Source organism: Bacillus sp. GW823-FHT06A10 (assembly GCF_058795375.1).
The window spans coordinates 1,763,742-1,778,791 of the sequence record NZ_JBXAHT010000001.1 but is presented as its reverse complement, the minus strand read 5'-3'; the positions used below and the strand labels follow the sequence as shown (position 1 = coordinate 1,778,791).

The 15,050-nt window shown below is 32.4% G+C and carries 15 protein-coding genes, 2 pseudogenes and 1 other annotated feature; of the genes and pseudogenes, 5 read left to right on the top strand and 12 right to left on the bottom strand.

The window, feature by feature from the left end:
- Positions 1–253 precede the first annotated feature (253 nt).
- Positions 254–880 (top strand): DUF6518 family protein, encoded by a 627-nt coding sequence (locus tag AC1Q8M_RS08935; protein ID WP_000376270.1) that lies wholly within the window; start codon positions 254–256, stop codon positions 878–880.
- 318 nt (positions 881–1,198) lie between these two features.
- Here AC1Q8M_RS08935 and AC1Q8M_RS08930 read toward each other — a convergent pair whose 3' ends face one another.
- From AC1Q8M_RS08930 to AC1Q8M_RS08920, 3 genes are all read right to left on the bottom strand, one after another.
- On the bottom strand, positions 1,199–2,182 hold the full coding sequence (locus AC1Q8M_RS08930) for a sensor histidine kinase (RefSeq protein WP_002094028.1): 984 nt from the start codon (positions 2,180–2,182) through the stop codon (positions 1,199–1,201).
- Entirely contained in the window at positions 2,179–2,886 is a 708-nt protein-coding gene (locus tag AC1Q8M_RS08925; RefSeq protein ID WP_098236968.1) for a response regulator transcription factor, read from the bottom strand. Before AC1Q8M_RS08925 ends, AC1Q8M_RS08930 begins: the two co-directional genes overlap by 4 nt.
- Before the next feature lie 126 nt (positions 2,887–3,012).
- Positions 3,013–3,927, bottom strand: a complete 915-nt coding sequence (locus AC1Q8M_RS08920; protein WP_061660667.1) for an acetamidase/formamidase family protein — start codon at positions 3,925–3,927, stop codon at positions 3,013–3,015.
- A 150-nt stretch (positions 3,928–4,077) separates the two neighbouring features.
- Between AC1Q8M_RS08920 and AC1Q8M_RS08915 the strand changes: the two genes are divergently transcribed.
- Entirely contained in the window at positions 4,078–4,506 is a 429-nt protein-coding gene (locus AC1Q8M_RS08915) for a cell wall hydrolase (RefSeq protein WP_001128402.1), read from the top strand.
- Positions 4,507–4,565: 59 nt separating this feature from the next.
- On the opposite strand, the gene lysS is transcribed toward AC1Q8M_RS08915, so the two are convergent.
- Both lysS and AC1Q8M_RS08905 read right to left on the bottom strand, forming a co-directional pair.
- A complete protein-coding gene (gene lysS / locus AC1Q8M_RS08910) occupies positions 4,566–6,119 on the bottom strand; it encodes a lysine--tRNA ligase (RefSeq protein WP_098361365.1) in 1,554 nt (517 codons plus the stop codon).
- Positions 6,120–6,200: 81 nt separating this feature from the next.
- Positions 6,201–6,457, bottom strand: a binding site (T-box leader).
- Positions 6,458–6,526: 69 nt separating this feature from the next.
- Positions 6,527–6,697 carry a DUF2197 domain-containing protein gene (locus AC1Q8M_RS08905; RefSeq protein WP_000551042.1) on the bottom strand — a complete coding sequence of 57 codons (171 nt, stop codon included), beginning with the start codon at positions 6,695–6,697 and terminating at the stop codon, positions 6,527–6,529.
- A 141-nt stretch (positions 6,698–6,838) separates the two neighbouring features.
- Here AC1Q8M_RS08905 and AC1Q8M_RS08900 point away from each other — a divergent pair.
- Positions 6,839–7,624, top strand: a pseudogene (locus tag AC1Q8M_RS08900) (SMP-30/gluconolactonase/LRE family protein); the annotation flags it as partial.
- A 293-nt stretch (positions 7,625–7,917) separates the two neighbouring features.
- Here AC1Q8M_RS08900 and AC1Q8M_RS08895 read toward each other — a convergent pair.
- From AC1Q8M_RS08895 to AC1Q8M_RS08870, 6 genes and pseudogenes are all read right to left on the bottom strand, one after another.
- Complete coding sequence (locus AC1Q8M_RS08895; RefSeq protein ID WP_001194780.1) at positions 7,918–8,550, bottom strand: type 1 glutamine amidotransferase family protein; 633 nt, start codon at positions 8,548–8,550, stop codon at positions 7,918–7,920.
- Positions 8,551–8,813: 263 nt separating this feature from the next.
- Complete coding sequence (locus AC1Q8M_RS08890) at positions 8,814–9,443, bottom strand: class I SAM-dependent methyltransferase (RefSeq protein ID WP_061660662.1); 630 nt, start codon at positions 9,441–9,443, stop codon at positions 8,814–8,816.
- 256 nt (positions 9,444–9,699) lie between these two features.
- Positions 9,700–10,197, bottom strand: coding sequence for a DUF421 domain-containing protein (locus AC1Q8M_RS08885; protein ID WP_001021414.1), 498 nt, complete (start codon positions 10,195–10,197; stop codon positions 9,700–9,702).
- A 55-nt stretch (positions 10,198–10,252) separates the two neighbouring features.
- Positions 10,253–11,110 carry an NAD-dependent epimerase/dehydratase family protein gene (locus AC1Q8M_RS08880; protein WP_000689430.1) on the bottom strand — a complete coding sequence of 286 codons (858 nt, stop codon included), beginning with the start codon at positions 11,108–11,110 and terminating at the stop codon, positions 10,253–10,255.
- An 81-nt stretch (positions 11,111–11,191) separates the two neighbouring features.
- Positions 11,192–12,005 (bottom strand): annotated as a pseudogene (locus AC1Q8M_RS08875) (alcohol dehydrogenase catalytic domain-containing protein).
- A 160-nt stretch (positions 12,006–12,165) separates the two neighbouring features.
- Positions 12,166–12,366 (bottom strand): hypothetical protein, encoded by a 201-nt coding sequence (locus tag AC1Q8M_RS08870; RefSeq protein WP_061660661.1) that lies wholly within the window; start codon positions 12,364–12,366, stop codon positions 12,166–12,168.
- A 319-nt stretch (positions 12,367–12,685) separates the two neighbouring features.
- On the opposite strand from AC1Q8M_RS08870, the gene AC1Q8M_RS08865 reads away from it, so the two are divergent.
- Positions 12,686–13,129, top strand: a complete 444-nt coding sequence (locus tag AC1Q8M_RS08865) for a cysteine dioxygenase (RefSeq protein ID WP_001176002.1) — start codon at positions 12,686–12,688, stop codon at positions 13,127–13,129.
- An 18-nt stretch (positions 13,130–13,147) separates the two neighbouring features.
- On the top strand, positions 13,148–14,581 hold the full coding sequence (locus AC1Q8M_RS08860; protein WP_492334134.1) for a 4-hydroxyphenylacetate 3-hydroxylase family protein: 1,434 nt from the start codon (positions 13,148–13,150) through the stop codon (positions 14,579–14,581).
- A 110-nt stretch (positions 14,582–14,691) separates the two neighbouring features.
- On the opposite strand, the gene AC1Q8M_RS08855 is transcribed toward AC1Q8M_RS08860, so the two are convergent.
- Positions 14,692–15,048, bottom strand: coding sequence for a hypothetical protein (locus AC1Q8M_RS08855; protein ID WP_001253116.1), 357 nt, complete (start codon positions 15,046–15,048; stop codon positions 14,692–14,694).
- Positions 15,049–15,050: the final 2 nt, after the last annotated feature.

The following is a 15,050-nucleotide window of genomic DNA, read 5'->3' as shown; positions in this document are numbered from 1 at the left end:
TTTCTTTTAGGCTTATTTATCATTTCTTAGCTTCATATTGAACAAGCACAAATTACATTGATTGTAATACGTCCTTTAGATTTCCCCAGTAGTAAACTTCTAAGCACTCTCTCTTATATAAATTTTATATAAAAACAAAATGTTATTCGTTACCCAATAACCACTTATTGTTTTTCGATAAATTTTTATTGATTATTCCCTTGTGATAAGCTATTATATCTTTACAGAAAATAATAATGTAAGGATTGAATTTATGGACAGGACATTAAAAATCACAAAGTTAAATATGTTTTTAAGGATTTTTCTCATCCCGATTATAGTAGGGATTATTGTTGGTATACTAACTAAATTGGGGCAAAGTATACTTCCTGGACACTGGAATTCATTAGCTAATCTAGGAAGCGTTTGGTTAGTTCCATCCTTTTTTGTGGCTAGCTTTAGTTATTCTAAGCGTTCAGCTATACTTTCTGGTATCCTTGCACTACTCGGTATGGTATTAGGCTACTATGGTTATGCAATAGTTATTAAAAATGTAGCTCACTCTATTTATTTTATATCTGTATGGATTGTATGTGCATGTATAGGAGGAACTATCTTTGGAATTGCAGGTTTTCTATGGAAAGATACTACAAATCCACTTCATAAATTCGGAAGCGCACTTTTAAGTGGAGTTTTTGTAACGGATGGACTTCACATTCTTTTAAATTTTGAACACTATAGTCACATGTTACCTGTTGGATATACCGAAGTCATAGTCGGGATTATCTTGATTCTTGTATTAGAACGCTCTAATGCTAATCGAATTTCTTCTTTCTTAATGATGGTTCCTATCACTATTTTAGGATTAATTGGATATAAATTATTAAGTTTGTTTGTTTAATTACAATACTGTATCATGAAAAAATAAAAGACTAATTCTATTATAATCCACAAAAAATATCACGAATTTGAACATTATACTTATTCATGTTAATACACTTATTCAAAGGATGGATACATAAAGCTACCTCTTTCAAAGGGATAGCTTTTTTCTTACAAAATCTATTTATCAATTTATTATTAAATCCTTCTAATTTAACACCCGTATTTATTAACGTGTCATTATACATACTAAGATGACCTTTTACTATTTCATATAATTGCTATAAAATAAGGCTAAAAAATCTATCTCCAAAGTTTTTTAGCCTAGATCACTTATCTACACATTAAAAAATTTAATTCGTACAACTGTACCTTTACTAACCTCTGAATTGATTTCTACACTATGTCCTAATTGTTTCGTAATTTCATATACAAGATATAGTCCCATCCCTGTTGATTCTTTAAAATCTCTACCATTTTCTCCTGTAAAGAAAGGTTTAAAGACTCTTGGTAAATCTTGCTTTGGTATTCCTACACCATTATCGATAATTTCAAGCACAACTGTATTACCTTCCTTACAAGCTTTCACTTTAATCTTTTCTCTACTACCTGATGAATACTTAATCGCATTCGATAGTATTTGTCCGATTAAAAATTGTAACCATTTCACATCACTTTCTACAGTAATATCCTTATCAATTTCAAGCTCTGGATATACAAAATTCCGGATAAAGAATCGTTTATGTTCATGTACCGAATCATTCACTATTTTATGTAGTTGTACCCTTTCTACATAAAAGTCTTGTGTAAACGCTTCTAAACGTGCGACATACAGAGCCATTTCTAATCCCTTTTTTAATCGATCAGTTTCCTCATTTATACTTTCAAAACGTGAATCTACTTCATCCTGTGTAATTAATTCTATTACAGATAAAGGTGTTTTCATTTGATGGATCCACTGATTCATAAAGGTTAAATGGTCATTATTTTTTCTCTCTTGCATTTGCAGCTGATTTTGATAATGTCTATATTGCACCTCAAGTAATTCTTGAAGAGCAGCCGATACAGCTGCAAAATCAGATTTTTGAACAGATTCATCCAAAGATTGCATGGGGTTTGCTAAGCGCTCATAAAAAGAACGATGTGTAAAATAACGAAACATTAAATAACTTCCCATAAAGAAAACACCTAGAAACATTGCATATAACGCCGTTGTAATATGATTATGCCCATCAAACCAATATACGAGAAATATAGCTAGTAGTTGAATTATGGTAAAGCAAATAAGTGGTATATGATCACGTATAAACAACCTTATCATTTTTCTATACCAGTATCCCAAGTAATATGCAATCTATATCCAACACTACGAATCGTTTCAATCGCACCTTCTATATGTAACATTTGTAACTTTTTACGCACACGTGTTGTATTTACACTTAATGTATTATCATCAACATAAGATTCACTATCCCATAATTTATTAAGTAACACTTCTCTACTCACAACACGCGGATAATTTTTCATTAATGTCTCTAATAAAATAGCTTCGTTTCTCGTTATATCAATCTCGTCATTTCTAAGTTTCAATACAAGTCTTTCAGGATATAAACAAAGGCCATGTTGCTCAATCATTCGCTCTTCTAGTTTCGGTGCATAATCTCCATATGCACGTCTTAAATGACTACGAATTTTCGCCACTACAACTTCATAATGAAAAGGCTTCGGAATAAAATCATCGCCACCGTTTTCTAACGCCATAACTTGATCCATCGTGCCTTCACGGGCCGAAATGAATAGTATCGGACATGTTGAAACTCCGCGAATTTGACGACACCAAAAGTACCCATCAAAACTCGGTAAATTAATATCTAATAAAACTAACTCTGGTTGTTCTTCTAAAAAAATGTTTAATACATTTTGAAAGTCCGATACAATAACTCCTTGATAACCATATTTCGCAACATGTGTCGATAATAGTTCTGCAATTTTCATATCGTCTTCTACAATCATAATTTTGACCATTATTGAACTCCTTTTTAATCCGCAATCTCAAATATACTTATATAGAATAAATACTACCTCTTTTCACAAAATCCGTAAATTAAAAAAGGATGCTTTTATACAAAAGTATCCTTTTTCGTCCCTTATCTATTTAATATGAAATTTACTAAAAATAAATCCTAGTTTCTCCACATAATCCATTCCTAGTTCCATACGCGCTGTTTTCAGCGGATCCACAACTTGGCAAACTTTTAAATTACCTGCTGCCGATAATAAAAGCGTTGCATCAGCTTTAGACATTGCTAATTCTTCATGTAAAAATGTCACCATATTACGTACAGCACGATTTGCTGCATCATCTAACAATTTCTCTGAAGCAATCGTCATCATTTTTTCTTTTTGAATAGCCATTGGTAATGGCCATTGTTTTCCTTTTATAATTTGAACTGTTACCGTTACCTCACCAGCAACCTCTACACCACTAACACCAATTTCACCATCACCCATTGCTGCGTGTAAATCACCTAATGCTAATAGTGCTCCTGGGACATTAACTGGTAGTAGTAATGTTGTTCCTTCTTTAATTTCTTTACAGTCCATATTCCCGCCGTGATCATGCGGTGTGCCACATGAAATGCTCTCTTCTTTCGGTGCAGTACCAATTACCCCAATCATTGGATTAATCGGGATTTGTAGTTCACTTGAAAACAAAACATATTCATTATGTATTGGGACAATTTTCACTGTATTTTCATTTAACTCATCACCCATTACACCAAGGTTTGCACCTGTAGTTAAAACGCCCTGCTCTGCAATTTCAATTTTTTCAATCGTTACGACTAATATATCGCCAGGTTCTGCTCCTTTAACATATACAGGTCCAGTCGCTGGATTAATTCGGTTCCAATCTAATTCTTGAAACACAACATCTTCAGAATCGATTTGATTTTCAAAGCAATCATATGTTTCAAATACAAGACTGCTCCCAATTTCTACTTCCATACACGGCTTATTTTCTGGTGACATTAAGTAAATGATATGGTCTTTATGAATTCGATACATAATACCTCTCCCTTTTATATTTATCTATTATTACTAATTAGCTTTTTTTATACAAGCTCCTCTTAAAATTAAATGTTATTTTTAAGTAAAAAAGCACGCAGATTGTTTTATAACATACACTCTTTACTATAACAGAAAGGTGGTATCACTATGCCCCTTATTCCATACAACGAAAGTGATGTTGATTTACTAGCTCGATTAATTCGTGCTGAAGCTGAAGGCGAAGGTCGCCAAGGTGAGGAGTTAGTTGGATGCGTTGTAGTAAACCGTGTATTTTGTGATTGCTTAGATTTTAAACAACTCCGTACCGTACGAGACGCTGTATATCAAAGCCCCGGCGGATTTGAAGCAGTACAATATGGATATTTTTATCAACGCGCTCGTGAATCAGAAAAAGAAATCGCACGAAAAGTTTTACAAGGTCAATGGCGCTGGCCTGCACGATGGGCTCTTTGGTATTTCCGTCCAGTTGGAGCTTGTCCACCTGAATGGTATAATCAGCCATTTGTAGGACAGTTTAAAAGCCATTGTTTTTATGAACCAAGTGGTGATGAATGTCCGAAAATGTATTCACGATAGTAAAATTTGCAACGCAAGTACTTAGAAATTTTGGTACTTACGTTGCTTTTAACTGTGTTTTAGAAATCTAATAGTGTGATGAATTTTTCTATGCCTACTACATGTATTAATAATGGTATACGAGGACCATTTGATTGATTCATAATGAGCTTATATATAATAGTGAATAATTGTTTTTGATTTTCTTTCATTATTTTTTTATTTTCATGATGACAAATCGCATATAATTGCTCCATTAAGTTAGAGTAATCTTTATTAGAACGAAGTATTTTACAAACTTCTACTAGCCATTCTTTCTGCCTTTCATCTAATGTGTAGTAAAACTCTGCATTTTTCTCCTGATTTACCGCGATTAATTTTTCAGATTGAAAGTTTCTTATCCAATACTCTGCGCGATTACTTATCGCTCTCATTTCATCTAATGCATAGCTCCTATCTATTTTCTTTAATATCCCCTGTAAAATAGTTGAATCAAAATTTAATAATGGTAACGTTCCTGCTACTTGATTAAATTTCGGATATTCTTTAAACTCACTATCAACTCTAGAGATTTTAATTGCATCAAATAAATCTTCATTTTTGAGCGTTTTATTTTCATAACTATCTTTCAATCGCTCATACTCTGTATAATTACGAATCACATCTTCATCCAACCCAATATGAAAAGCAGCGCCTGGTTTGTATTTTGCAAACATAAAGAGAATTACTTCTGGTATATACACTTTCAATAAATCGCTTGGTGTAATACTATTCCCTGAAGAACTAGACATTTTTTCATGATTCCCTTTAATACCAATAAAATCGTAAGAAACGTAATGAGGCGCTTCTCGATTGAATATTTTCCTTGCAATTTCTTTTGATACATTATAACTACCCGTTTCTGATGAATGATCTCTACCGCCCGGTTCAAAAATAACATCCTCTATCATCCACCTCATCGGCCAATCGATTTTCCAGTTTAGTTTCATTTTATTTGTATTTAATACGGATAACTCTTTTTCATTTCCGCATTCACATTCATACCGCACTGTTTTTAATACTTCATTAAAATGTGTAATAGTTGTTGTATCTTTTCCGCACCTCTCACAATATAATGCAGCTGGATAAAAGCTCTCTCGCTCTTCTTCACTACACTCTCCAGTTTTAAAACCCATTAAAATATCATATATTTCTTTTCGTTTATACAAAGCCTCTAAAATATTATCATTATACCTTCCACTTGTATATTCATCATGTTGATAAATAAATTCTACTTCAATTCCAAATGCTTGAAGCGATTTTTCAAACTCTTTTTCAAAATGCTCCGCATACGAGTTATGACGTCCATACGGATCTGGAATATCACAGTATGGCATACCAATATACTTTGCAAAAGATGGATCAATATTTTTTGGAACTTTTCTAAACCTATCATAATCATCCCACGAAAATATAAAACGAGTCTTTTTCCCTAAATCTTGAAGTGCTCTTACTACGAAATAAGTCGTTACGATTTCACGAAAGTTCCCAATATGAACAGAACCTGACGGACTAATTCCAGATGCACAAACAAACATTTCTTTATTTGGATGTTTCCTAATTAATTCATGTGCTACTTCATACGCCCAATGCATATATTACTCACCTCAATTATTTTTTGTTTCTCATTTCCAGTTTTATGCAACAAAAAAACTCCCACCCCCAAGATTATTCATCTTGAGGACGAGAGTTGTTAGCTTCGCGGTACCACCTCAGTTTGTTAATATGTCACCATATTAACCTCTTCAGGTACGGCAAAATATGCTTATACCCTATCTCTATAACGGGAGAACCCGTCGCACCATCCCTAAATAAATTAGTTCCTTGCGCAGCTCCAAGCCTTTTTTCATTAAGATGGATACCGCTCTTTCTCAGCTACCAGAGCTCTCTGTACGTATTCTTTCTTAACTACTCTTCTCTTCTATGCCTTAAATATTAGTTTTTTAATATGATAATTTATAACACTTTTATTGTCAAACTTTTCCGAATCGAAATCGTAAAATTATCTAAAAAAATTCTTTATCGCTTCTAATTGAATTTTGTGGCTACACTCATCACAACAATATGCCCCTTTTGGTTTCTCTTTAAATCGCTTATATTTTTCACTACCTTCGTAAACACGAAATATATTCTTACAAGAAAAGCAAACAATCTCATAAAACATCATATGCATTTTCCCCTCCGTGTTTATAAACCTTTTAATCACTTGAGAAGATTAGTTTTCTAGAGCACAAATCATAATATCCTCTGACTAAAAGGTTTACCTCTATTCTTATCGAATTATATTAATATCTTATAACGCGAGGTGAACATCTTGTTCAGTAATATAGACTTAGCTTTAAATGTTAAAGCAAGTTTAGCTGAAGGACCATGTTGGAATGAAAAAAAGCAACTTTTATATTGGGTTGATATTATGGAGAAAAAATTATGCATATATAATCCTACTACCAATACGAACCGAGTAATCGCTCTCAATCAACAAATTGGCTGTGTTGTTCCATATTTAGAGGACATATTACTCTTAGCTATGGAAAACGGCTTTTATTCTATTAATGTAAATACAGAAAAACTGACACATATTTTTGACCCCGAACCTCATTTAATAGAAAATCGTTTTAATGATGGAAAATGTGATCCAGCTGGTCGTTTCTGGGCAGGTACTACAGATACATACGGTATGAATGCTGCAGGTTCCTTATATTGTTTACATAATAATTTGAGTGTAGAGAAAAAAGTTTCACATGTAAATACTTCAAACGGAATCGCTTGGTCACCTGATCATACATACCTTTACTTTATAGATACACCTACTAAAAAAGTGGTTCGCTATCAATATAATATACGTACTGGAGACATTCATAATCCAAGTGATGTAATCATTTTCTCTGAAAATGATGGTCTACCTGATGGTATGACAATTGACGAAGAAGGTTGTTTATGGATTGCACATTGGGGAGGTTCAAAAATAACTAGATGGAATCCCTCTACTGGAGAACAAATATTAAGTATTCCAATTCCTGCGTTATATGTGACATCATGTACATTTGGTGGACCTAACTTAACTGATTTATATGTTACAACAGCCAGAACAAGAATGACGATTGAAATTAATCTTTTAACCGAAGAAATGATAAGTACTTTAAAAAGCATTTATAAAGAATGGAAAGAACTAAAAGTTGAAATAAAAGAATTAGCTTATAATATAGTTCGTAATGAAAGACACATTCGATTAAAAACAAATGCCATTACATTTGTCATTCGGAAATAATACTATAAAAAGTAAGGATATTTCCTCATATATTCATAGGAATACCCTTACCTTTTATTTTCATAAAATTATTTTGTTATTAGTTTTCGCATCATTTAAAATATAATTTTCTTTCGACATACTACTCAGCTATTAATTGAATTCATTAACTGGAAGAAATATTCTGCTTCATGAGTCTCATTCAATTTATACCATGAATGAAGTGTATCCGGCGCAAATACATCTAATTTTTTCAGTACTTCCATGGCAAATTCTAGAGGCGCTACACCCGATGCAGTAATAAGGTTTCTACTAGACGCTACAGGTCCCACTTCATAAAAATTTTCTCCTTTATAAGTAGGACAAACCATTTTCATATACTCTAAACTATTACTTGTGTGATTTATAGAATCCAAGTAACCGTAATTTGCAAGACCTATAGTTGCACCGCAAATTGCTGCTACAATTGTACCAAGTTTTAAAGCTTCATCAACTGTTTTCAAAATAGGTTTATGTATTTCTTCACTCCAAGTATTCCCTCCAGGTAAAATTAATAAATCGTTACTCTCAAGGATACATTCATCTAGGGAAATATCCGGCTTTATATTCAAGCCCCCCATTGAAATAATCGTTTCTCTATTTATTCCAACTGTAACTACTTTAAAAGGCGCTACATCTTTTTTGAAATATCTCCCTGTATTAAGTTCAGCAATTAAATGTCCGTATTCCCAATCAGACATCGTGTCAAATACATATAGATAGGCTTTTCTTGTTTGCATTCAATAACACTCCATTCATATACTACACTCTTAATTAAAACAAGTGCTCTTTTCAGTTTAACATTTTATTCAATATTTATGGTTTAAAATTCCAAATAAAAGAGCACTTGTTTCCGCAAGTGCTCTTTTGGGGATTTTGAGATACCCTATTAACGAAAGTTAAGGTTACTTAAAGTTAAAAGGTATTTATATTATATGCTTGTCCTTTTTATTTGTGCATAATCAATATATAAACATCTTTAATCATTCTTAATAACTTTTAGTTATCGTTCTTTCTTACATTTTATCATTAAGAAATTGATTGAAGGTTTATTTGCCATGTTCTTATTTGGTTCATCAATTTCCGAAACTTTTACTAATCTATATTGATTAAAATCTTTTTTTATAGATTCAGAATCATAAAAGAACATTTTTACACCTTCCATTATCTCATAATAATCTTTATCCAACTGTTTTCCTTTTCCGTACATGGGAGCTTTTTTAGAAACAGTTGTAAAAACCATATATCCGCCTGGTTTTAACTGATTATAACAATCTTCAATAAATTTCTCTCTTTCCTGTTCATTCAACAAATGAAGAAGTGCATGACTAAATATCCCATCATACAGTTTATTATCAAAAGGCATTTCGTTTACTGAACCGTGATACATACTAACATCTTCTAGTCCGTTTTCTCTTGCTAAATCGATCGCTGTTTTCGAAATTTCAATACCTGTTATATTTATACCATTATCGATAAAAACCTTTGCATTTCTTCCATATCCAATACCCGGAACTAATATATTCTTAACGTTCTTTTCAAGAAAAAAATCTTTTGTCAAAATTGCAGATTCTGTAGGTTCAAATCCCCACATCGTTTGTTTTTCGATAAAACTTGATTCCCAAAATTCCATTATGTATCTATCTCCTTATTTTCAATCCATTTTTAGTATCACATTAAAAACTTATAAATTTTAACGCTGCGTCTACCTATGCCAAATTAGTTTTTTACCACATTCACTATAAGTCCATTGAATATAGCACAATTATAAGCCTATATCTATTATAATGATTGGTTTAAAATCCACCCTATTTTATTAATCCTTACGTTTGTAGAAAAATAAAAAAGCCAATACTTCCGTTATAGTATTGGCTTTTTCTCACGAGAAATTATCTTTTTATATTGTACCGATCTAATACTTTTTCTAACATTTCTAAAGTTATTGGTTGTGCTTCTTTTATTAATTGATAACCAATACGACCATTCGGTTCCGCTGTAACTTGCTGTAAACTCTTTACGTCATGAATCCCTTTTTCTCTTAATTCCATATAAAGTTGTTGTTCCGACATTTTTGCCTGCATCAAATTCTCTTTTACAATCTCTCCGTTTTCAACAATTATAATGCTACTTCCATTTAAAAATTGTTCCACCTTCCTTGATTTCAATTCAAAGAAATGAATGATAAGTAATATGCTTGCAAATATGATAGCCGCAAATATAGATGGGACTACTTTTCTACTTAATACAGGTTCTACAATAATACGGCCAATTGATACAACTATAATGATTTCAGCTCTTGTCATTTGGCTCACAGATGTACTACCTGTCATTTTCAAAACAATTATTCCAGTAAAAGTTAATATAATACTTTCCAAAATTATATTCATAACTACCCAATCCTTTAATGGTGTATTTTACTATCATTCCCATCAAAGGTGTGTTTTACTTACCTATTAAGTTGTTAAATCCTTCAGACCATGATGGAAATAAAGGTGTCCATCCATACTCTTTACGTGCCTTATTATTGGAAGCTCCTCTTTCCCAACTATTTTTCCCATCTTGAACTTTAGGCTGAGGTGCCCCTATCGCTGCTGCATATATTGGTAACCATTCTTTACTAGTTGCTGGATAATTATCTACAATATTTACGATTCCTGCAGGCCAATTAAGGGCTAGCATAGTAGCTCTTGCAGCATCTTCAACATGTATAAACGAGCTTATCCCGTCTGATGCGATAATTTCATTATTACGAACTTGATTTGCTATTAATCCGTTTTCCGCATACCATGTTCCTGGTCCGTATAATGTGCCGTAACGAAGTATAACCGATTCAGGTAACTCAGTAACAGCTTTTTCTAATTTCAATATGCCATTAACAGTGACTTGCCGAGGCATAGAAGCAGTAATATGTAGTGAGTCTTTTTCAGTCGCAAATGTATCCCCTGATTCATACGCCCATGAAATACTTTGAGCGATTATTTTCTGTACCCCTACATTTTTAGCGGCATCGACAAGGTTACGAGTGCCTTTTGTTCTAATTTTTGCATTATCCTCAAAATTCCATGAAGACAATGACGTTAATTGATGAATAACTACATCGGGATTTGTTTCTTCTAATACAGAAAATACAGCCTTTCTATTAAATACATCAGCTATTACTGGTATGGCACCAATCTTTTTCATTGCTTCTACTTGCGAAGTATTACGGATCATCGCAAAAACTGTATGCCCATTTTTTATTAACATTGGCAATAAAGAACGTCCTATTACACCAGTTGCACCTGCTACAAATATTTTCATATATGTTCCTCCTCATTTAGTAATCATAAATGTGACGAAACATTTGTAAGGTATGTGACAAATATTTGCTTATTTTTTTCGTTATTCATATGAAACATATACTTTTAATGGTTTAATTATCCCTAAACTCAATTCATCAAAGCATTCTATGAGTGAAGTATAATGTATTTCATGTTGAAAGATCTCTTCTATAAATGGTGTTTTTCCTATTCCTTTAAAAAACCAATCTGCATGCTTTTGATAATCGTATCCGTCACTTGATCCAATGATTTGCAATTCTTTCTGATAAAAGTTAGCAATTAATGTTAGTTCTTCTATATTACCATCAGACAGTATACATATTTCACCATTAGTTTTAAGAGCTTTTTGCAAAGTATGGAACCCACTATTTGTAGCAGAACATTCAAAACCATAATTATATGTTTCTATTATTTTCTCTTCTGGATCATATATGTTTTTCGCACCAAACTTCTTTGCAAAATCTTTTCTATTTTTATTAGGCTCAACAACATCCACTAGCGGCATCACACGAAAGAATAGATAATAAAGCAACTTTAGGTTGTATAGAACTAGGCACTCGAATTACTTTATAACCCTTAACTATCCCTATCGTTTCATGTCCATAAAAAGAAACTACTTTATCGCCTACGTTTACATGTGTTACTTTATTACCAACTTGAATCACTTCACCATAACTTTCATATCCAGTTTTTCTTGGATAAAAAGGATTCGTATCTGTAACATCGGATCCATTATACTGTGGTAACTCGGCCCCAATGCTTATCGCTCCTGCGATTGTTTTAACGATAATTTCATCGTCCTGTATGTCCTTAATTTCATTTGTTTCCCACTCAAGTTGTTTAGGCCCTTTTACAATTAACTTATATTGTTCCATTTATATCCTCTCTTTTTATAAAGATGTTATAAGTAATATTGTTATCCATCTAGATTTCGACTAAATTTATTTACCTAATAGATGATAAATTACCCTTGCCCAAGTTTATACCTTTAATGCTCCTGTACATTTCTGTTCAGCGTCTAATACTTTAAAATTACTATTCTGATAACATTTTAAGAAAAGTTGTTGCCGCCCAAATGAAATACGCAAGTTGTGTCACGATATACATCGTAATTTCAAAACCTGTAAGCTTTCTTTCCCTTTTTATTTTCTTTAAATATCTATAAAAACAAAATGAACATAAAATTAGTAAAACAATAGACATTTGATATAGATTTTCCACTAAAAGAAATGCCATTTATTTCATCACCTTTCCAATAAAGTGAAACTTTAATCAGTGGGGGTTTTGTTCATCCTTCACTGATTATCAGCCCTCACCAGTCGGGATTTAACGGGATAAAAAATATATAGTTCAAGCATATCATTTTAACGGAACGAATTACCACAATTTTCAAATCGAATAAACTTCCTAAGTAAAAGAAGTCACTTTTTGGAAATGTTTCAATACAATATTATGTAATTCAATACTCACTATATAATATTATGTAATTCAATACTCACTATATAATATTAGATTAGGTTTTCTTTTACTGTACATGCTTAGGAGGAAGTTTTACATGCAATTGATTCATAACATACAAAAAACGTTTAATAACCTATGTAACTACGATACGGTCAATTTAATACACGCTATTCAATCATTAAATATTTCACTTCATAAAATATCTCCTTTTATTACTTCACCAGTTAATCTTGAATACGGAAGGAACGTTATCTATCAGTCTGAATTTGTAGAGATTTTAGTATTAAAATTCCCCAGCAAAGCAAAGACTTTTGTGCACGATCACGGAATATCTGTAGGATGTATACTAATAGTCAATGGTACGCTACAAAATATAACGTACGAAAATAATAGCGAGCGGATTGAAGAGTTTACAGAGGGAAATATTTTCACAGTAAAAAAAGATACTGTGCATAAAATGTATAACGCTACAGATTCAACAGCAATAACATTTCACGTATATTCCCCACCATTAAAAGATGTACAAATATATGAGTAGCCTTTAAAAGGAGGAAATATGCAAAATTTGAAGGATTACTATATAAAGAGCTTACAAGATGGTCGTAACGTTTGGCTCTATGGACAAAAAGTAGATGTAACTACAGACAAACATTTTGCAGGTACATTAAGTACCATTTCTAATTTATTTACATTGTTTGATGACCCCATACGAAGAGATTCTATTGGATATGTGAGCCCAAAAACGAAAGAATTTGTTCATACTGCATTTTTAGTTCCGAATTCCTATAATGAATTATTAATGAGAAGAACTGCATTTGAAACGTGGAGTTATGCTACAGACGGTGTAATGAGTAGATTATCTGATTATGCAAGATCGAGACTTACTGGCTGGTACGTATCAAGATATTTTTATAAAAAATTCGATGCACAGTTTCCAGATAAAATTACATCTTATTATGAAAAAGCGAGAGATAATCACTTGTTCTTAAGTGTAGTTCAACGTGACCCACAAATAAATCGTTCTACAGAATCAATATTGAATGCAAAAAATTTAGGGTTACTAAGAGTTACGAAGGAAACTTCTGATGGAATTTATTTAAATGGTGCAAAAATGGTAGGTACTGCTTCTCCTTATTCAAATGATTTATTAATCTATCCATTAGCAAAACTGACTGATACTCAAAAAGATTTAGCTCACTTTCTCATTGTGGCAGCCAATTCCCCTGGATTACATATGGTTTGTAGAGAACCATTTGCGAATGCAAACTCAAGTACAGTTGATTCCCCTCTTAGCTCACAGTACGATGAAATGGATGCACTATTAATCTTTGATAATGTATTTGTACCATGGGAACGTGTCTTACTGTATAACAACCCTGAAGCATTATGGAAATTAAAGTCAGATATAGCTTCTAGTAGTTTAGCTTATCATCAAGCAATTGTACGATTAGTAGTAAAACTAGAATTTATAACTGCAATTGCTTGTGAAATTGCTGAAGCGATCGGTGCTACTACTTATTTGCATGTTCAAGAGAAGCTTGGGGAATTAATTATGCAAATCGAAACAATTCGCGCACTTTTAATTGCTGCTGAAGTTGAAGGTACTACAAATGAAACGAAAACTTATTTGCCGAATTTTAAATATATCGAAACTGCAAGGAATCTTGGTTCCAAATATTATCCCCGTGCAATAGAAATTTTACAATTAATTGGAGCAGGTGGGTTCATTCAACTTCCTTCGAGCTCAAATAACTTCCAGAGTCCTATAGCTGATTTATTGAAAAAGTACTTTAAAGGAACTAATATAGATGCCGAACAACGCACAAAATTATTTAAGTTAGCCTGGGATACCATCGGAAGCCCCTTAGGATCTAGACACGAATTGTATGAAAGATTTTATGCTGGAGATCCAATACGAAATACAGCTATGCAATATGTAAATTATGATAAAAATCACTTTAAAAAGATGATAAGTAAATATTTACATTGATGAAAAAGAGCACTCTTTGCTAAGAGTGCTCTTAAAAAATATATAATTATCCAATTACATATATAATTGCTCCGGCCACAACTGCTACTTTTCTCTGTAATGGTTTCATCTTATTCACTTTTATTTTTATAATTCAGCTTTATTACTTCTGGTATATACTTCCTATCATATTTTCTCGTATAGATTTCTCTATCAGGAGTAACTAATTGTAAAACAATCTCACCACAAACCCCATCTAGTATTTCAAATTCACCTTGTGCATTTGAAATACTGCGTTCCTTACTTTCAATTGAATCTTCATATATTTTCACATTAAATATAGGTTCGTTATTTTGATCTACGATAATACCTCTTGAATACTTAGCAACTGCTATGCATTGATCCTCTTTTTTATAATATGTAATCACAACAATTGCACCTGCCACTATAGCGCTACATACAAACAAGAGAATGATTTTGCGCCTCACAA